General features: G+C 57.2%; 15 protein-coding genes, 1 tRNA gene and 1 pseudogene. 6 read left to right on the forward strand and 11 right to left on the reverse strand.

Annotated elements, in window-relative coordinates; translation table 11 throughout:
- Nucleotides 1-7: 7 nt before the first annotated feature.
- Nucleotides 8-1081, reverse strand: a complete 1074-nt coding sequence (locus tag FIV46_RS16470) for a saccharopine dehydrogenase (protein ID WP_139942014.1) — start codon at nucleotides 1079-1081, stop codon at nucleotides 8-10.
- Nucleotides 1082-1364: 283 nt separating this feature from the next.
- On the opposite strand from FIV46_RS16470, the gene FIV46_RS16475 reads away from it, so the two are divergent.
- On the forward strand, nucleotides 1365-2786 hold the full coding sequence (locus FIV46_RS16475; RefSeq protein WP_139942283.1) for an ATP-binding protein: 1422 nt from the start codon (nucleotides 1365-1367) through the stop codon (nucleotides 2784-2786).
- A gap of 7 nt (nucleotides 2787-2793) precedes the next feature.
- On the opposite strand, the gene FIV46_RS16480 is transcribed toward FIV46_RS16475, so the two are convergent.
- From FIV46_RS16480 to FIV46_RS16490, 3 genes are all read right to left on the reverse strand, one after another.
- On the reverse strand, nucleotides 2794-3105 hold the full coding sequence (locus tag FIV46_RS16480; RefSeq protein WP_139942015.1) for a hypothetical protein: 312 nt from the start codon (nucleotides 3103-3105) through the stop codon (nucleotides 2794-2796).
- Nucleotides 3106-3183: 78 nt separating this feature from the next.
- Entirely contained in the window at nucleotides 3184-4371 is a 1188-nt protein-coding gene (locus tag FIV46_RS16485) for a tetratricopeptide repeat protein (protein WP_139942016.1), read from the reverse strand.
- Between the two features lie 126 nt (nucleotides 4372-4497).
- The gene (locus tag FIV46_RS16490; RefSeq protein WP_139942017.1) at nucleotides 4498-4995 is read right to left on the reverse strand and encodes a GNAT family N-acetyltransferase; all 498 of its coding nucleotides are present in this window, start codon (nucleotides 4993-4995) and stop codon (nucleotides 4498-4500) included.
- A gap of 139 nt (nucleotides 4996-5134) precedes the next feature.
- Between FIV46_RS16490 and FIV46_RS18145 the strand changes: the two are divergent.
- Both FIV46_RS18145 and FIV46_RS16495 read left to right on the forward strand, forming a co-directional pair.
- Nucleotides 5135-5302, forward strand: a pseudogene (locus tag FIV46_RS18145) (type II toxin-antitoxin system RelE/ParE family toxin); the annotation flags it as partial.
- 14 nt (nucleotides 5303-5316) lie between these two features.
- Entirely contained in the window at nucleotides 5317-5601 is a 285-nt protein-coding gene (locus FIV46_RS16495) for a HigA family addiction module antitoxin (RefSeq protein ID WP_139942018.1), read from the forward strand.
- Between the two features lie 2 nt (nucleotides 5602-5603).
- On the opposite strand, the gene FIV46_RS16500 is transcribed toward FIV46_RS16495, so the two are convergent.
- The 6 genes from FIV46_RS16500 to FIV46_RS16525 form a co-directional block, all read right to left on the reverse strand.
- The gene (locus tag FIV46_RS16500; RefSeq protein WP_139942019.1) at nucleotides 5604-6269 is read right to left on the reverse strand and encodes a hypothetical protein; all 666 of its coding nucleotides are present in this window, start codon (nucleotides 6267-6269) and stop codon (nucleotides 5604-5606) included.
- A gap of 69 nt (nucleotides 6270-6338) precedes the next feature.
- Nucleotides 6339-6415 (reverse strand) — tRNA-Ile (locus tag FIV46_RS16505).
- Nucleotides 6416-6510: 95 nt separating this feature from the next.
- Entirely contained in the window at nucleotides 6511-6783 is a 273-nt protein-coding gene (locus FIV46_RS16510; protein ID WP_139942020.1) for a hypothetical protein, read from the reverse strand.
- A gap of 23 nt (nucleotides 6784-6806) precedes the next feature.
- A complete protein-coding gene (gene rpoD / locus FIV46_RS16515) occupies nucleotides 6807-8870 on the reverse strand; it encodes an RNA polymerase sigma factor RpoD (protein WP_139942021.1) in 2064 nt (687 codons plus the stop codon).
- Nucleotides 8871-8969: 99 nt separating this feature from the next.
- On the reverse strand, nucleotides 8970-10937 hold the full coding sequence (gene dnaG, locus FIV46_RS16520; RefSeq protein WP_139942022.1) for a DNA primase: 1968 nt from the start codon (nucleotides 10935-10937) through the stop codon (nucleotides 8970-8972).
- Between the two features lie 83 nt (nucleotides 10938-11020).
- Nucleotides 11021-11476: a GatB/YqeY domain-containing protein gene (locus FIV46_RS16525; protein WP_139942023.1), complete on the reverse strand. Its 456-nt coding sequence runs from the start codon at nucleotides 11474-11476 to the stop codon at nucleotides 11021-11023.
- A gap of 309 nt (nucleotides 11477-11785) precedes the next feature.
- On the opposite strand from FIV46_RS16525, the gene carA reads away from it, so the two are divergent.
- The 3 genes from carA (at nucleotide 11786) to greA (ending at nucleotide 16849) form a co-directional block, all read left to right on the forward strand.
- The gene (gene carA / locus FIV46_RS16530; RefSeq protein WP_139942024.1) at nucleotides 11786-12973 is read left to right on the forward strand and encodes a glutamine-hydrolyzing carbamoyl-phosphate synthase small subunit; all 1188 of its coding nucleotides are present in this window, start codon (nucleotides 11786-11788) and stop codon (nucleotides 12971-12973) included.
- A complete protein-coding gene (gene carB, locus FIV46_RS16535) occupies nucleotides 12966-16265 on the forward strand; it encodes a carbamoyl-phosphate synthase large subunit (protein WP_139942025.1) in 3300 nt (1099 codons plus the stop codon). Before carA ends, carB begins: the two co-directional genes overlap by 8 nt.
- A gap of 110 nt (nucleotides 16266-16375) precedes the next feature.
- A complete protein-coding gene (gene greA / locus FIV46_RS16540; protein ID WP_139942026.1) occupies nucleotides 16376-16849 on the forward strand; it encodes a transcription elongation factor GreA in 474 nt (157 codons plus the stop codon).
- Between the two features lie 78 nt (nucleotides 16850-16927).
- Here the strand turns inward: greA and FIV46_RS16545 are convergent, their stop codons facing one another.
- Entirely contained in the window at nucleotides 16928-17398 is a 471-nt protein-coding gene (locus FIV46_RS16545) for an Lrp/AsnC family transcriptional regulator (RefSeq protein ID WP_139942027.1), read from the reverse strand.
- Between the last annotated feature and the right edge of the window lie 121 nt (nucleotides 17399-17519).

Raw genomic sequence — 17519 nt, forward strand, 5'->3', positions numbered from 1 at the left:
TCCCGGCCTAGGCGGACAGGCTGTCGCAGGCGCTCTCATAGGCGCCGAGCGCGGCCCGCCATACCGGGTTGGCGTCCAGCTTATCCACCGCCTTGAGGTAAGGCAACAGCAGGCCGGCAAATTCCTCGCTCGCTTCGCGCGGCAGCAGGCTGGGCAGATTGTCGATGGCAATCAGGTCGATGGCGCCGCCGTTGACCCCGGCCCTGACCACCGGATGGTCCCAGCTGGTCGGCGCGGCATAGAGCGGCAGCGGGTTGAAGTCGGAGAAGGGATCGCAGGACACGTCGGAAATGACGCTGAGCCGCTGGTTCCGGGCCAGATCCTCCAGGCGCACGAACGGCGGGATGGCGTTGTCAACGAACACACAGTTGATCAGGATGTCATGGGCGAGGAGCGCGTCCCGGTCGAGCTCCCGGGTTTCGTCCCGGCCCCAGCAGGTCACCTCGACACCGTGGCGCGCGAGCAGTTCGCAGGCGCCCTTGCCGCTGCGGCCCCTGGCGCCGATCACCAGCACCTTCGGGCTCGGTCCGTCGGCCTTGCGGGCGCGGATATCCTCGTCCAGCAGCCCGGCATTGTCCCAGGGACTGAGGCCGGTGGCATTGAGGCCCTTGCGGCCGGCGGTCTTGTCATACCATTGCATCAGCGCCAGCGCCGCGCCCATATAGCCGGCCCAGTAGCCGAAGGCCACCACCCGTCGGCCGTTCCCGTCGACCATATATTCGATGTCCAGCAGTTTGCCGCCGCCGCTCTGGAACCGGCCCAGCAGCTCCTGCCAGCCGTTCTGCTGCTTGAAGGCATGGGCGAAATAGATGTGATTGTTTTTGAGCACCGCGGGGGCGTGCGGCAGTTCCTTGAGGCCGAGGATCGTGAAATCGGCGGGGGCGTTGACCCAGCTGCCGCTCGCGGCCATTGTGCAGCCCGCCGCTTCATAGTCACTGTCCGGGAAAATGCGCTTCGCTGAGCGCTCCACCACCACATTATACCCAATATCGATCAGTTGTTTGGCGCCGGACGGCAGCAGCGGCGTGCGCCGCTCGGTTTCGCGATCCTCGTCGCGCAGCCAGATGGTGAACCTGGACATGGCAATCGTTCCTTCTTTTTATATCCCCCCAGAATCTTAAGGGAGGGCTGTAATGCCCTTATGAAACGAGTTTCCGTCAATTTTCCGCCGATTCAAACCCCCGATCCGTCGAATCGCCCGGCATTTTGCGTGGATTTGGCGGTTTTATCCGGTGATTTAACAATTTTTGTATCATCATTTCATAGAGTAACAAAGCCTCCCTAAAAACCTTAGACAAAATTTAAGCACCCATATAAATTGAAACTTGAAAAAATATTCAATTATTAGTGGGGAAAATGCCGTGATGAAAACCATTATAATCACTGACGAAGAATATTTGGATTATGCAGACCGCGATGAATCACATTTCTTTGATTTAAAATCTCGCGAAATCTCCCCACAAAAAATTCAGAGGGCTGCTGTGGCATTTTCTAATGCTGATGGGGGTGAAATAGTCGTCGGCATCAAAGACAAAAAAACCGGCCTTCCTCCTGAAGATAGATGGGAAGCCATTCCAAATATCGAAACGCTCAATGACCATCTACAAGTCCTTTTTGCCGTTGATCCTCCTTTGGAAATTCAATACGAAATCATAAAAAGAGACAGCTGCGATGGTTACGCTCTAAGAATATTGATTGAAAAAGGTTCTCTCGTTTGTACCACAGCTGATGGGAAGGTTTATGTGAGACAAGGTTCTCAATCTTTGCCTTTGCAAAGCGCAGAGAGGATACAACAACTCACCTTCGCAAAAGGGGCAAAGTCTTATGAAGACATGTGCATTGAAGAGTGCGCTCCGGAACAAATAGTAGATTCTGAAGAACTTGCTTCCTTTTTATTAGATTACTCCCCAAAGACTGACCCTTTGGAGTTCGTAATAAACCAGAATCTACTAGATTACAAAACATGGCACCCGAGAATAGCATCAGCACTACTATTTCACGACATACCCAGCGCCGTTGTACCGAGAAAATGTGCGATAAAAATAACTCGATATGAAACAAAAGAAGATGATCCGGAAAGAGACCACCTTGCCAATCAATACACTATTGAGGGTCCCTCATATAAAATTATCCATGAATCCGTAACCAAAATCACCGAAATAATGTCTGCAATCGACGTTTGGACTGCTGATGGACGAAAAAGACTTGAGTATCCCCCGGAAGCTATCTGGGAGACAGTTGTTAATGCTGTAATCCACCGAGACTATTCGATCTCAGATGACATTCAGATTCTCATTTTTGATGACCGCATCGAAATCTTAAGTCCCGGAAAATTACCAGGATATGTAAATGTCGAAAATATCTTAGATGCTCGTTTTTCTAGAAACCCAAAAATGGTTAGAACATTAAACCGGTACAAAGATCCACCTAACCGAGACTTGGGCGAGGGCCTAAATACAACATTCCAAAAGATGAAGGAGTTTGGTTTAAAAAATCCCATTATTGAAGAAAAAGGGAACTACCTCAGTGTAATACTGCCACATGCTCCCCTCGCCGCGCCTACGGTTGCAATAATGAAATTCTTGGAAAGCCACGAGGAAATTACTAACAAACAAGCCAGAGATATAACAGGTATAAAATCAGAGAATCTTATGAAGATCGAATTCTACAAATTGCGGGATGAGGGCCATATCGAGCTGGTACCTGGAAAAACGTCTGGTCCTAGATCAGCTTGGCACCTTACTAACAAAGGAAAGGCCTACAACAAAAGCAAAAAGACTAATTAATGTTGCCCTACCCGTAGAACTCGAACCCGCCCGCATCATTGTCGAGCTCGGCGCGGACGGTGAGATATTCGAGCGCGTGACGCGTGGCCATGCCCTGCATCATCCGGTCCCAGTCGTCGTTGAAAAAACCCTCGGCCAGGGCGCGGGAGGTCCATTCATAGATGCCGATCGCCTCTCCACTATCGGAAACGGTGAAATATTTATGGCGCAGCCCCTCCGCCCCCGCATAGACATGCATGATGCCGTCGAGGAATTTTTTATACTCCACCGACGGGCGTTTTTCCTTCGGGGTAAAGCGCACCAGCGTCACGCATTTCATGGCAGCCTCCTTCTGTTCCGGGCCTGCCATTGTGGCCCGGCACGGTGCATGGCTTCAAGTAAAAAGAAAGGGTGAGCGCTACTGCTCCGTCGCCCGGGCCAGGTCCCGGCAATAGTGGGTCACAATCGTCTGCCAGGTCGCGTTGGCGTCAAAATTCGCCACCAGGCCGTCGGCCTCCGGATCGCGGATCGCCTGCAGCCCGAACAGTACCAGATAACGCGGCGTGTATCCGGGCGGGCCGATCAGGGTCAGACTGCTGCAGAACGCGCGATGCTCGTCGCTGCCCCAGCCGATCTTTTTTGAATAGTCTGTGAATTCACGCACGACCTCCGGCGACAGGGCGGCCATCATGTCCATTTGCAGCACATCAATCCCGGCCACGGCGGTCTTGTCGGCGACCCGCTGGGCGTCAAAAATACTGTAGGCCTCGGCCAGCAACCGCAGATTGGCGGCCTGCTCATAGTTACCCTGCTGCGCGCAGGCGGCCGCCGCGGCATAAATGGTTGGCGGGATATCCCTGCTGCTGAGCTCATCGATCGACACACAGCCAAGCTGATACCTGGGCAGCAGAGCGGTCGGGATCGGCCGGTACATCATATAAGGGGCAAACCTGGAGTCATTGAGCGGACCCTCGACCGGCGCATGATAGGTAAAGCTCTCTTCGTCCTCCCGGCCGTTTTTTATGAAGTCAAACCAGTCGTCGGCCAGCTGCAGCCCGGCCTCGATATTCTCCGGCGGCGTACCATGTTTCGCCAGCGTCACCAGATAATCGCCGCCCTTGACGCCGTTGCGGCGGGCGATGTCCGCCCACATTACGCCGAAGCCGCTGGTGCTTTCGATCATCCGGCCGGACATATACAACAGCGCCAGTTCCTTCTGGGCCTCGGTCACGCCCTGCAGGGCGGCCTCGTAATACCAGCGGGCGGCCGCCCGGTAATCGCGGTTTACCCCGCGGCCTTGCGTGTACATTTCGCCGATCCCCTGCTGGGCGTCCCGGTCGCCCAGCATCGCCGCACGCTCCAGGTAAAAGGCGCCTTTCTGCTCGTCCGGCTCGCCCGCCAGCCCCTTGAGGTAAATCTCGGCGAGCCGGCCGGCCACCGCCCAGTTGCCGTCCCTCTGGAACAGCCGGCTGTATTCGTCACGCGCGGCGGCATAGTCGCCGGCGGCCCAGGCGGCATCACCCGCCGCCTGGTCGGCCCGGGCTGCGGTGAGCGACAGGGACAGCGGAAAAAGGACGGCAAACAATGGTAAGAACACACGGAACATCAACAAGACCCCCTGGATACGGTACGAAATACAAAGGGCCACTATAGTCCCGCCGCCGGTTAACAAAAGGTTAATCACCGGAGGGAGGAAACGGGCCAGGCTGGACGAGCCCCCACGACCAGACCGCTAGGCATCCAGCCCGAAGGCTTCGTGATGGCTGAGTTCGCCTGACGGCATACTGTCCGCGAAGGGCAGCGCCAGCACAACCTCATCCGGCACGCCGGGGAAGTTCAGGCCGGGCCAGGCGCGAAAACCGAACCGCCCGTAATAGGCCGGATTACCGACCAGGGCGACGCCCGCCATCCCGGCGGTGCGCAGCTGCTGCAACGCTTCGTTCATCAGCGCAGATCCGATGCCCTGCAACTGGACCTCGGGCAGAACCGCCACCGGGCCGATCAGCGCCCAGTTCTCCTCGTCGCCGATCACTGTGGCGGAGACGGCGAGATGGCCGACGATGGTACCGTCCTGTTCGGCGACCAGCGACAGCATCAGGGCGTCGGCTGCGCGCAGCCGTTCGACGATCTGCGCCTCGGTGCCGCTGGAGACCCGCGCCGTTTTGAACGCGGCCTCGATGACAAAGCCGATGCGGTCGATATCGTCCGGTGTTTCTTTGCGAATGAGCATATCGGGTTCCCTGATCCCTCTGTTGTTCCGACGGGCATTGTGCCTTACGGGGCCGGATCGGGACAAGGGGAAATGCTCATTAATACGCCAGGCGTACTACAATCTTGACATAATACGCCCTACGTATCATACTCCGTTAATGATAAAAAGCTTCAGATGCGGGGAAACGGAAAAGCTGTTTGCGACCGGACGGTCGCGCAAGTTCGGCAACATCAAATCCGTGGCCCTGCGCAAGTTGGATATGATCGAGGCGGCGACGAGCCTGCAGGACCTGCGCAGCCCGCCCGGCAACCGGCTGGAAGCATTAAGATGAGTAAACACATGACACGTATTACCACACATCCGGGGGAAATTTTGAAGGAAGAGTTTCTGGTGCCGATGGAACTGTCGGCGCGGCAGCTGGCGCTGGCCATCGACATTCCCGCCAACCGGATCACGGAAATCCTGCGCGGGCGGCGCAGTGTCACTGCCGACACCGCGCTCAGGCTAGCTCGTTACTTCAACACCTCGGCGGAATTCTGGATGAACCTGCAGGTGGCCCATGACCTGTCGAAGGCGGCGGCGGAGAGTAAAAAGGAGCTCAAGCGGATCAAACCCGCGGTTTGAGGTTACTTCCCGTTCATCACCGCCATCAGTTCGTCGACGATTTCGTCCTTGTGTGCGCAGTCGGCGGCGAAGGCGAAAGTAAACGTGATCTCAAATAAATCTGTCGCCGGTCCCTTACTCACCCCTGTTCCAACAATATGGCCACGTCGCAACGCCACCCTTGTCATTTTACTGCTTCCTTCGCGAAGTACTTCCCACGGCCCCATCTCGTCGTGCAGGACTACTTCGCAAGCAGGGGCACGTGAGGTAGGGGCTCTTTTAGCCAGCTCTACCATCTTCTCCGGGTTGTCCCTAGAATGAATGGTTTCGTTCCAATGAGGCACATATTGCAGATACTCATGCAATGGACTTTGTCCGGGTTCAGTCATCTTAAGGCTGGCTGAAAGAAAGGGAAAATCAGTTTCGGCAATTACATTCCGGACTTTCGCGCCTTCCTCTTCGTTCAGTGTCAGGACATATACGCCATTAAAGTTATCATATTCACTATAGAGCCAAGACCTCGGGTCCGGCCCCAGCGCTTCATAGATCCGCGTCGTCGCCGCGTAAAATTGCTCCCGGGTCGGCTCCGTCTTCCAGTCAAAGCGGATAAATTCAACCGCCCCTTCCTCCGCCCGGGCGAAGAGAGGCAGGATCAGGAATAGAAGAAAAACTGCAAAAAGACGTTTCATCGGCTCCCCCAAAGCATATCGGAGGATAGTCTAGCACCATTACAAGCAGGATGGCAAAGCGGAAGGAATTGGTGGGCCAGGCAGGACTTGAACCCGCGACCAAACCGTTATGAGCGGTTCGCTCTAACCAACTGAGCTACTGGCCCCCCGAGAGGAATATTGGTGAATAGCAGACGGGGGACAAGAAGGGCAAGCCGAAAGTATCGTCAACTTGGCCCCGAATGAAATTATTTCAGGTCGTCTATTTGAGTTTATCTATTTCTTGCGCCAGGTTATGGCTCTTGTCGGTGACGATCCGTTCCAGCACCTTGATGCGTTCCTCAAGCCCCTCGATGCGGTCGAGATAGGGCTTGATCTGCTGCTTGGAGTAATAATCGTCAGCCAGGCCCAGGTCATGAGCCAGATCGTCGAGATTGATCTTGCCGCCGTTCTGCTTCGCCTTGAGCCATTGTTTTATGATGCTGGCCACAAAGACGATCAGGACGATCAGCACCACCATTTCAAAAACCTGCATGTCTATCCCCTTATATCAGCAGATCAGGTATCCAGGAAGCTGCGCAGTTTCCGCGACCGGCTCGGATGCTTGAGCTTGCGCAGCGCCTTGGCCTCGATCTGGCGGATACGCTCACGGGTCACGCTGAACTGCTGGCCCACCTCTTCCAGGGTATGGTCGGTGTTCATGCCGATGCCGAAACGCATGCGCAAGACACGTTCCTCACGCGGGGTAAGGCTGGCCAGCACCCGGGTGGTGGTGTCGCGCAGGTTGGACTGGATCGCGCTGTCGACCGGCAGGATGGCGTTCTTGTCCTCGATGAAATCGCCGAGGTGTGAATCCTCCTCGTCACCGATCGGGGTTTCCAGCGAAATCGGCTCCTTGGCAATCTTCATCACCTTGCGCACCTTCTCGAGCGGCATGCTGAGGCGGGCGGCGAGCTCTTCCGGGGTCGCCTCGCGGCCGATCTCGTGCATCATCTGGCGGCCGGTGCGGACCAGCTTGTTGATGGTCTCGATCATATGCACCGGGATACGGATGGTGCGGGCCTGGTCGGCGATGGAGCGGGTGATGGCCTGGCGGATCCACCAGGTTGCGTAGGTGGAGAATTTATAGCCGCGCCGGTATTCGAATTTGTCCACCGCCTTCATCAGGCCGATGTTGCCTTCCTGGATCAGGTCGAGGAACTGCAGGCCGCGGTTGGTATATTTCTTGGCAATGGAGATCACCAGGCGCAGGTTGGCTTCGACCATTTCCTTCTTGGCGATGCGGGCTTCCTTCTCGCCCTTCTGCACCATGGCGACAATCTTGCGGAATTCACCGATGGTCAGGCCGCTTTCCTGGGCGATGTCGGCCACCTGGGCGCGCATATTGTTGATCACTTCGCGCTCGCGCTCGGCAAAGTCAGCCCAGCCGCGACCGGCGAGAGAGGCCACATCGTCGATCCAGGCCGGTTCCAGTTCCCGGTCGAGATAGGCGTCGAGATAAGCCTTGCGGTTGATCTTGTAGCGTTCGGCGAGGCGCAGCATCTTGCCCTCGAGCCCCATCAGGCGCTTGTTGAGGCTGTAGAGCTGCTCCAGCAGCGCGTCAATGCGGGCATTGTTCAGACGCAGGCCCTTGATGGCGTCGGCCAGTTCGTCGGAAATCTTCTGAAATTTCTTTTCCTGGGCATCGGACAGAGTCTCGGTCTTGAGGCTGGCTTCATGACGGGCGTCCTGCAGCTTGACCAGCTTTTTATAGCTCTGCTGCAGCTTGGTGAAGGTTTCCATGACTTCGGGACGCAGCGCCTCTTCCATGGCCGCGAGGGACATGTTGTTTTCAGCGTCCTCGTCGTCCTCTTCCTCATCCTCGTCTTCGCCGCCTTCGCCTTCTTCACCCTCTTCGTCCTCTTCATCGTCGAGGACGTCCTTGGCTTTTTTCTTTTCAGGCGCCTTTTCTTCCTTCTCGGTTTTTGCCGCGGCCGGCTTTTTCTCTTCCTCGCCGTCGTCCTCGTCGTCATTGTCCTGGGTCGGGTCCAGGCCGTACATGGCGTCCAGGTCGATCACATCACGCAGCAGGATTTCCTCTTCTTCCAGCAGCTGGGCCCAGTTGACCAGGGCGCGGAAGGTGAGCGGGCTTTCACACAGGCCGGCAATCATGGTTTCGCGGCCGGCCTCGATCCGTTTCGCAATGGCGATCTCGCCTTCGCGGCTCAGCAGTTCCACACTGCCCATTTCCCGCAGGTACATGCGGACCGGGTCGTCGGTGCGGTCAGTGGTGGCTTTTTCCGGCGTCGCGGCTTCAACCTCCTCCTCGTCCTCATCCTCGTCGTCCTTCTTGGCCTTGGATTTTCTCTGTTCGCCCTCGGCGGCTTCATCGGCCTCGTCGGCTTCGATGATGTTGATGCCCATCTCGGAAATCAGGGACATGACATCCTCGATCTGCTCGGACGACATCTCGTCCTGGGGCAGGGTGTCATTCAGTTCGTCATAGGTGATATAGCCCCGCTCCTTGGCGGCGGCGATCATCTTCTTGACCGTTTCCTGGCTCGGATCGCTCAGGGGGCTTTCTGCTGCATCTTCTGATTTATCGACGTTTTTATCTGCCGCCTTTGATGCCTTCTCAACCATATTTACCTCAATATCCCAGACGTAGTATCTACTGTACGCGGTAATTACCAAATTTGCCGGACCGCCACGAGTGGAAATCCGTTGTTCACATCAATTTCCTCAGGACGAGCTGCGCTTTCCCGAGGCAATTCCATATTCATCCATGCTGGCTTCGACTCTGCGGGCGTCTTCAATTTCTGCATTCAATGCCTGAAATCTTGCGAAAACCTCTTCCGTCATATTTTCTGCCAGTTCCTGCTCCACGGCCTGTTTTTCCTGCTCCAGAACAAACAAGCGTTTTCGATTGACTACATGCAGCCATCCCTGCTCCACATCCTGTGGGGCAGCATCGGGCCACGCGAACCAATCGGCCTTGAGGACTTCCTGATCAAATATGACTTCTATTGCCTTGCCGAATCCCTGATCTGTCAGGTGGCGATGAAGGCTCTCTCTGTCAAGGTCCGAGTCGCGAATTGATATACGTATGATTTCATTACGGAGTTTGTCAAGCTCCTGTGATTCGAAATCACAGACGGCAAGTTCCTCATGATGCTGCTCCAGCAGCCAGGGATGGTTCAAAACCGTTAGAATCATTAGCCTTTCAAGGTCGAGCAGCACCCGGCCGCCGCTTTTTCCGCGGGCCGTATCCTTGAGGGTCCGCACCCCCTGTGGGGCTTCCCCGGCCGGACGGCGACGCCCCCAGGGCCGGTTTCTGCCGCCGGAGGCATAGCGATTCTCTCCCGAGTCCCTGTAGTTGGTCGGGGCGGAAGACATATTTTCCGGCTGGATTTCTTCACCCAGATGCTTTTCCAGCCGCTTGCGGAAATCATTCTGGTAATAGCCGCGAATGGTCTCATGCTTGATCTCGGCCAAGGTCTGCTGGATCTTCTGCTGCAGGCCGGCACGCTGTTCCGGGGTGTCGGTCGGATTTTCCCGGATCAGCATCTCCCACAGCACCGCCGCCAGCGGCTTGCCCTGTTCCAGCAGTTCCCCGAACGCCCGGGCGCCGTGGCCCTGGACGAAACTGTCCGGATCCTCGCCTTCCGGCAGATAGACAAAGCGCAGGGAATGGCCCGGCTTGAGAAGCGGCAGGGACCGCTCCACGACCCGCTCGGCGGCCTTGAGCCCGGCCCGGTCGCCGTCAAAGCACAGGATCGGCTCCGGCGCCAGACGCCACAGTTCACCGATCTGCTCCTCGGTCACCGCCGTGCCGAGCGGCGCCACCGCATATTCGAACCCGGCCTGGGCCAGGGCGATCACATCCATATAGCCCTCGGCCACCAGCACCCGGCCCTGGTCGTAGGCCGCCTTGCGCGCCCCGGCCAGGTTATAAAGCAGCCGGCCTTTATGGAACAGCGGCGTTTCCGGGCTGTTGAGATATTTGGCCTTGGCGTCTGAGGACAGGGCCCGGCCGCCAAAGGCCACCACCCGGCCCTGCCGGTCAGTAATGGGGAACATCACCCGGTGACGGAACCGGTCATAACTTTCCTTCCTGGTCCCGGGGGGATCATGGGGATCAGGTTCCGGCTTGATCAGCAGTCCGGCCTCCACCAGCATCTCCTCGGTGATGCCGTCCCGGGCCAGCATGGCGTCCTTCAGCGCCGTGCGGCTGTCCGGCGCATAGCCGAGCCGGAAAGCGCGGATGGTCGGTTCGGAAAGCCCCCGACGCAACAGATAGTCCAGACCTTCCTTGCCGGCGCGGGTTTTAAGCTGCGACTGGAACCAGTGGCAGGCGGCTTCCATCACATCATAGAGGTTTTTACGCTGTTCGGTTTTGGCCTTGTCCTCGGGGGTATATTCCGGCATCGGCAGGCCGGCCTGGGCGGCGAGCCGCTCCACCGCCTCGGGGAAGCTCAGCCCTTCGGTCTCGGTGACGAAACGGATCACATCGCCGTGGGCGCCGCACCCAAAGCAGTGGTAGAAGGCCTTGTCGTCGTTGACGGTAAAGGAAGGGGTCTTTTCATTATGGAACGGGCACAGGCCGGAATGCTCGCGGCCCTTGCGGACGAGGCGCACCTTGCGCCCCACCACTTCGCTGACCGGAAGGCGCGACCTGATTTCTTCAAGAAAGTCCGGCGAAAAGCCCATTTAAATCTACCACCCCTGGTACCCGACCTGCCCCTCTTAAAACAGATAGGATTTCGGGCACATAAATCAATCCCCGATAAGGCTCAGGATAAACTGTTTTTGGCGGTTGCGCTGGCCTTGGCAAAATCCATCTGGCCGGCATATTTGTCTTTCAACAGAGCCATGATCTTGCCGATGTCCTTGAGGCCGGAGGCTTCGGTTTCTGCAATGGCCTCTTTCACGGCAGCCGCAATTTCGTCATCGCCCATCTGGCGGGGCAGGAATTCGGAGATGATTTCCATTTCATCTTTTTCCTGTTCCGCCAGTTCCAGGCGGCCGCCTTCTTCATAAGCCTTGATGCTTTCCTTGCGCTGCTTGACCATCTTGGACAGGATTTCGATGATGTCGTCATCACCAACCCCCTGGTCCCCCGCTTCCGTCCGCTTGCTGATATCACGATCCTTGATGGCGGCCAGAATGAGTCGAACCGTCGCCAGACGGCGCTTATCCTTGTCCTTCATCGCCTGTTTCATCGCGTCGTTGAGTTTTTCACGCAACATATTGATTTTATATCCTTTTTTACAAAAAGGCCGACTTGATCATTAAAGGAACAGTCGGCTTTCTCTTTCAGGAAAGAAAAGACTCTATCGCATATGAGTTCAAAAAGCAACCTGAAATAAAGTTTTAACCCATTGATTTTAAAGGATAATTTTTTAAAATCTTTTCCTTGACCTTGGAAGAGTGATTGCTTAAGTTCCGGTCAATTTGCGTCGGGGCCAGGGACAGGATATGCTGTCCACACCAAGCCGCCCCGTAAGTCGCCTGACGAAAATCGCCTTATACTGTTTGACAAAGAAATAGAGCCGTTCATGAACCACGATCAGACCGACCATATCCCTCCGCACACGCAAATCACAGCCGCCCTTGTCCTTGCGGACGGCACCGTTTTCTGGGGCTACGGGATCGGCCAGGAAGCGGATGTGGTCGGAGAAGTCTGTTTCAACACCGCCATGACCGGATATCAGGAGATCCTGACCGATCCGTCCTATGCCGGTCAGATCATCACCTTTACCTTCCCCCATATCGGCAATGTCGGCACCAATGACGAGGATATTGAAACCTCCCCGGAGCAAAACCCGGGCGGCGCGGCCCTTGGCCTGATCGTGCGCGAAGACATCACCAGCCCGTCCAACTTCCGCGCGGGCGAACATCTGGACACCTGGTGCCGGGAACGGGGACTGACCGGCATTTCGGGTATTGATACCCGCAGGCTCACCCGCTACATCCGTCTCAACGGCGCCCCCAACGGCGTCGTTAGTTTTAACAAGGCCGGCAAATTCGATATCCCGGCCCTGGTTGAGAAGGCCAAAGCCTGGCCGGGACTGAACGGTATGGATCTGGCGAAAACCGTGACCTGCCGGGAACCCTACAGCTGGGACGAAACCCGCTGGACCCTGGAAGACGGCTACGGCAAGCAGACCTCGCCCAAGGCCCATGTGGTGGCCATCGACTACGGGGTCAAACGAAACATCCTGCGCTGCCTGGCCAGCACCGGCGCAAAAATCACCGTGGTGCCGGCCACCACCAGCGCCGCCGACGTCCTGGCCCTGAAACCGGACGGAATTTTCCTCAGCAACGGCCCCGGGGATCCGGCCGCCACCGGCGAATATGCCATTCCGGTGATCAAGGAACTGCTGGACAGCGGCATTCCCCTGTTCGGCATCTGCCTCGGCCACCAGATGCTGGCTCTGGCCATCGGCGCCAAAACCGTCAAGATGCACCAGGGCCATCGCGGCGCCAACCATCCCGTAATGGACTATAATACCAACAAGGTTGAAATCACCTCCATGAACCACGGCTTCATGGTGGATAAGGACAGCCTGCCCAATAACGTAAAAGTCAGCCATATTTCCCTGTTCGACCAGACGCTCTGCGGACTGGAACTGGTGGACCGGCCGGCTTTTTCCGTCCAGCACCACCCGGAAGCCAGCCCGGGGCCCCAGGACAGCCACTATCTGTTTGACCGTTTCATGGAGATGATTGAGAAACATGCCTAAACGTACCGACATTGAATCCATTCTCATCATCGGCGCCGGCCCCATCATTATCGGCCAGGCCTGCGAATTCGACTATTCCGGCTCCCAGGCCTGCAAGGCCCTGCGCGAGGAAGGATACCGGATCATCCTGGTCAACAGCAACCCGGCCACCATCATGACCGACCCGGAGATCGCCGACGCGACTTACGTCGAACCGATCACCCCGGAATATGTGGAAAAAATCATTGAAAAGGAAAAGCCGGACGCCATCCTGCCGACCATGGGCGGTCAGACCGGCCTGAACACGGCATTGAAACTGGCCCAGCGCGGCGTGCTCAAGAAACACGGCGTCAAGCTGATCGGCGCCAATGAGGACGCCATTGAGAAGGCCGAGGACCGGGAAAAATTCCGTGCCGCCATGGACGCCATCGGCCTGGAAAACCCGCGCGCGGCCATTGCTTCCTCTCCGGCAATCAAGGATGAAGACGGCAATATCATTGATTATGACCGGGCTGCCGGCATCCGTCATGCCATGGAAGTGATGGATGAAGTGGGCCTGCCGGCCATCATCCGCCCAGCCTTTACCCTGGGTGGCACCGGCGGCGGTGTCGCCTATAACCGGGAAGAGTACGAGCATTATGTCAAGAGCGGCATCGAGGCCTCCCCGGTCGGCCAGGTGCTGATCGACGAGAGCCTGCTCGGCTGGAAGGAATATGAAATGGAAGTGGTCCGCGACAAGGCGGACAACTGCATCATCATCTGTTCCATCGAGAATATCGATCCCATGGGCATCCACACCGGCGACAGCATCACCGTCGCCCCGGCGCTGACCCTGACCGACAAGGAATATCAGATCATGCGCAACGCCTCTATCGCGGTATTGCGGGAGATCGGCGTGGAAACCGGCGGGTCCAACGTGCAGTTTGCCGTCAACCCGGAGACCGGCCGCCTGATTGTGATTGAAATGAACCCGCGGGTCAGCCGTTCTTCGGCCCTGGCCTCCAAGGCGACCGGCTTCCCGATCGCCAAGGTGGCGGCCAAGCTGGCCGTCGGCTATACCCTGGACGAGCTGCAGAATGATATCACCGGCGCCACTCCGGTATCCTTCGAGCCGACCATCGACTATGTGGTCACCAAGATTCCGCGTTTCACCTTCGAGAAATTCCCGGGCACCCAGCCGACCCTGACCACCGCCATGAAGTCGGTCGGTGAAGCGATGGCCATCGGCCGCTCCTTCCCGGAAAGCCTGCAGAAGGCGCTGCGCTCGCTGGAAACCGGCCTGACCGGTCTCAATGAAGTGAAAATCCCGGGCTATGATCCAAAGACCGGAGACATGAACGCCATCCGGGCGGCGCTGGCCAGCCCGACCGTGGATCGCCTGCAGGTCATGGCCCAGGCCCTGCGTGAGGGCATGGAACCGGCGGAGATCCATGCCATTGCCAAATATGACCCCTGGTTCATCGAACAGATCAAAAAGATCATCGACGCCGAGGAAGTTGTGCGTCAGAACGGCCTGCCGGAAGAGGCCTTCGAATTCGGCAAGCTCAAGTCGCTGGGCTTTTCCGACGCCCGCCTGGCTGAACTGACCGGACAGAAGGAAGCCCGGGTCACCGCCAAGCGCCTGGCCCTGGACCTGCATCCGGTGTTCAAGCGGGTTGATACCTGCGCGGCCGAATTCGAGGCCCTGACCCCCTATATGTATTCCACCTACGAGCGGGATGCCGCCGGCGGCGCCGAGTGCGAGACCCGGCCCACCGACAAGAAAAAGATCGTCATTCTCGGCGGCGGCCCCAACCGGATCGGCCAGGGCATCGAGTTCGACTATTGCTGCTGCCACGCGGCCTTTTCCCTCAGTGACCAGGACTATGAAACCATCATGGTCAACTGCAACCCGGAAACCGTATCCACCGACTATGACACCTCTGACCGGCTCTATTTCGAGCCGCTGACTGCCGAGGATGTGATCGAGCTGATCCGCAAGGAACAGCAGAACGGTGAGGTTGTCGGTGTGATCGTCCAGTTCGGCGGCCAGACGCCGCTGAAACTGTCCCATGCGCTGGAAGCGGTCGGCATCCCGATCCTGGGCACCTCCCCCGACGCCATTGACCTGGCCGAAGACCGCGAACGATTCCAGGACCTGATCGCCCGGCTTGACCTGCGCCAGCCGGAGAACGGCCTGGCGACAACGGAAGAACAGGCCGTGGAAGTGGCCGAACGGATCGGCTATCCCATCCTGATCCGCCCCAGTTACGTGCTGGGCGGCCGGGCCATGGAAATCGTTTACGATACCACCAGCCTGCGCCGCTATATCAATGAAGCGGTGACCGTGTCCGGCGACAGCCCGGTTCTGATCGACCGCTATCTGGGCGGCGCCACGGAAATTGACGTGGACGCCCTGTGCGACGGCAGCAAGGTCCATGTGGCCGGCATCATGCAGCATATTGAGGAAGCCGGGGTCCATTCCGGTGACAGCGCCTGCTCCCTGCCGCCCTATTCCCTGAAGGACAGCGTGATGGCGGACATCTGCCAGCAGACCGAAAGGCTTGCCCTGGCGCTCAATGTGAAGGGCCTGATGAATGTGCAGTATGCGGTCAAGGATGATGTGGTTTACATCATCGAGGTCAATCCCCGCGCCAGCCGCACCGTGCCCTTTGTGGCCAAGGCCATCGGCGCCCCGGTCGCCAAAATTGCCGCCCGCCTGATGGCTGGCGAATCCCTGGATAACTTCGACATTCCCAGCTTCAGAACGAATCATGTGGCCGTCAAGGAAGCGGTCATGCCCTTCACACGGTTCCCGGGCGTGGATATCCTGCTTGGCCCGGAAATGCGCTCCACCGGCGAAGTGATCGGGCTGGATACGGATTTCGCCCGCGCCTTCCTGAAATCACAGGTCGCCGCCGGCACCCATCTGCCCCTCGAAGGGACTGTCTTTATCTCGGTCAAGGACCGGGACAAACCGAAAATGGTAAAAGCCGCCCGGGAACTCACGGATATGGGGTACAAGGTGATCGCAACCGGCGGAACTGCTTCATATCTGAAGGAAAATGGCGTTGCTGTGGAGCGGATCAACAAGGTCCTGGAAGGCCGTCCGCATATCGTCGACGCCATGAAAAACGGTGAAGTCCAGCTGGTCTTCAATACCACGGAAGGGACGCAGTCCATCAAAGACAGTTATGAGCTTCGGCGGACCGCCCTGGTGAATAATATTCCCTATTACACCACCACCCGCGGTGCGCTTTCGTCCATGGAAGCAATAAAAGTCTTGAAATCCAGTGAACTTACCGTTAAACCCCTTCAGTCTTATGCGCGTTAGGCGAGTTTTCACGCCTGACCTGTCAGTATAGACCGAATGAACTATCGCATTGCTCCCGGGAGGCAGGGGCTGTGCGAAGGATTTTTATTTGCCGAACAGAAAAAAGAGCGATGGTAGAAAAAGTTCCAATGACCGCAGCCGGTCATCTCAAACTTGAAGCAGAGCTGAAACATCTCAAGCACGATGCCCGCCCCGCCGTCATCAAGGCGATTGAGGAAGCCCGCGCCCACGGAGATCTTTCGGAAAATGCCGAATATCATGCCGCCAAAGAACAGCAGGGCATGATCGAAGGCCGGATTCAGGAAATCGAGGACAAGATCAGCCGGGCCGAGGTGATCGACCCCGCCGATCTCAATGGCGACAAGGTGGTGTTTGCCTCCACCGTGACCATTGCTGACGAAGATGACAAGGAATTCACCTACCAGATCGTCGGTGTGGATGAAGTGGATGTGAGCAAGGGCAAGATCTCCCTCAGTTCTCCGCTCGGCCATGCCATGATCGGTCGCCGCGTCGGTGACGAGGTGGAAGTGAAAACCCCCCAGGGTGAAACCTATTACGAGATCGTCAAGATCGACTTCATTTAGGGGTTCCCCGGATCATATCAAAACAAAAGCCACCCCATCCGGTGGCTTTTTCTTTGCCTGAAACGGAGTGAAAGCGTCCTAGTCCACCGGCACGCCGTGCAGGTGCTTGCCGCAGCGAATGCTCAGCGATGTTTTCACGCTCGCCACATTGGGCGCCGGGGTCAGCTTGGTGGTCAGGAAGTTCTGGAACTGGGCCAGGTCCCGGGAGACTATTTTCAGGATAAAATCGATCTCGCCGTTCAGCATGAAGGCCTCGCGCACCAGCGGCCATTCATTGACCAGTTCCTCGAACGCCTTGAGGTCGCTTTCCGCCTGGCTGTGCAGCCCGACCATGGCGAACACCGTCAGGCCGTACCCAAGAGCCTCCGCATTAAGATCTGCGTGATACCCCTGGATATAGCCGGCATCCTCCAGCGCCCTTACGCGACGCAGGCAGGGCGGCGCCGTAATGCCGACACGCTCCGCAAGCTCCACATTTGTCATGCGGCCGTCCTGCTGCAGGTTCTCCAGAATACGGCGATCGATTTCGTCCAGCTTCACCTGATGCATAAGGTCCCCTTGGGTTTAACAACATTACTCGTTGATCTTTTTATACCGGATAACAACCGAAGCAGCAAGAAAATGTCGTGCTATTGATAGAATATATCCAATATTTTTAAATGAATATAAT

This window comes from Emcibacter nanhaiensis (assembly GCF_006385175.1).
Lineage (GTDB): Bacteria > Pseudomonadota > Alphaproteobacteria > Sphingomonadales > Emcibacteraceae > Emcibacter > Emcibacter nanhaiensis.

Excerpts from the sequence above, each read along its gene's own strand:
- FIV46_RS16470 (WP_139942014.1), bottom strand. The coding sequence starts at position 1,081 with ATGTCCAGGTTCACCATCTGGCTGCGCGACGAGGATCGCGAAACCGAG.
- FIV46_RS16475 (WP_139942283.1), top strand. The coding sequence starts at position 1,365 with ATGAAAACCATTATAATCACTGACGAAGAATATTTGGATTATGCAGAC.
- FIV46_RS16480 (WP_139942015.1), bottom strand. The coding sequence starts at position 3,105 with ATGAAATGCGTGACGCTGGTGCGCTTTACCCCGAAGGAAAAACGCCCG.
- FIV46_RS16485 (WP_139942016.1), bottom strand. The coding sequence starts at position 4,371 with ATGTTCCGTGTGTTCTTACCATTGTTTGCCGTCCTTTTTCCGCTGTCC.
- FIV46_RS16490 (WP_139942017.1), bottom strand. The coding sequence starts at position 4,995 with ATGCTCATTCGCAAAGAAACACCGGACGATATCGACCGCATCGGCTTT.
- FIV46_RS16495 (WP_139942018.1), top strand. The coding sequence starts at position 5,317 with ATGACACGTATTACCACACATCCGGGGGAAATTTTGAAGGAAGAGTTT.
- FIV46_RS16500 (WP_139942019.1), bottom strand. The coding sequence starts at position 6,269 with ATGAAACGTCTTTTTGCAGTTTTTCTTCTATTCCTGATCCTGCCTCTC.
- FIV46_RS16510 (WP_139942020.1), bottom strand. The coding sequence starts at position 6,783 with ATGCAGGTTTTTGAAATGGTGGTGCTGATCGTCCTGATCGTCTTTGTG.
- rpoD (WP_139942021.1), bottom strand. The coding sequence starts at position 8,870 with ATGGTTGAGAAGGCATCAAAGGCGGCAGATAAAAACGTCGATAAATCA.
- dnaG (WP_139942022.1), bottom strand. The coding sequence starts at position 10,937 with ATGGGCTTTTCGCCGGACTTTCTTGAAGAAATCAGGTCGCGCCTTCCG.
- FIV46_RS16525 (WP_139942023.1), bottom strand. The coding sequence starts at position 11,476 with ATGTTGCGTGAAAAACTCAACGACGCGATGAAACAGGCGATGAAGGAC.
- carA (WP_139942024.1), top strand. The coding sequence starts at position 11,786 with ATGAACCACGATCAGACCGACCATATCCCTCCGCACACGCAAATCACA.
- carB (WP_139942025.1), top strand. The coding sequence starts at position 12,966 with ATGCCTAAACGTACCGACATTGAATCCATTCTCATCATCGGCGCCGGC.
- greA (WP_139942026.1), top strand. The coding sequence starts at position 16,376 with ATGGTAGAAAAAGTTCCAATGACCGCAGCCGGTCATCTCAAACTTGAA.
- FIV46_RS16545 (WP_139942027.1), bottom strand. The coding sequence starts at position 17,398 with ATGCATCAGGTGAAGCTGGACGAAATCGATCGCCGTATTCTGGAGAAC.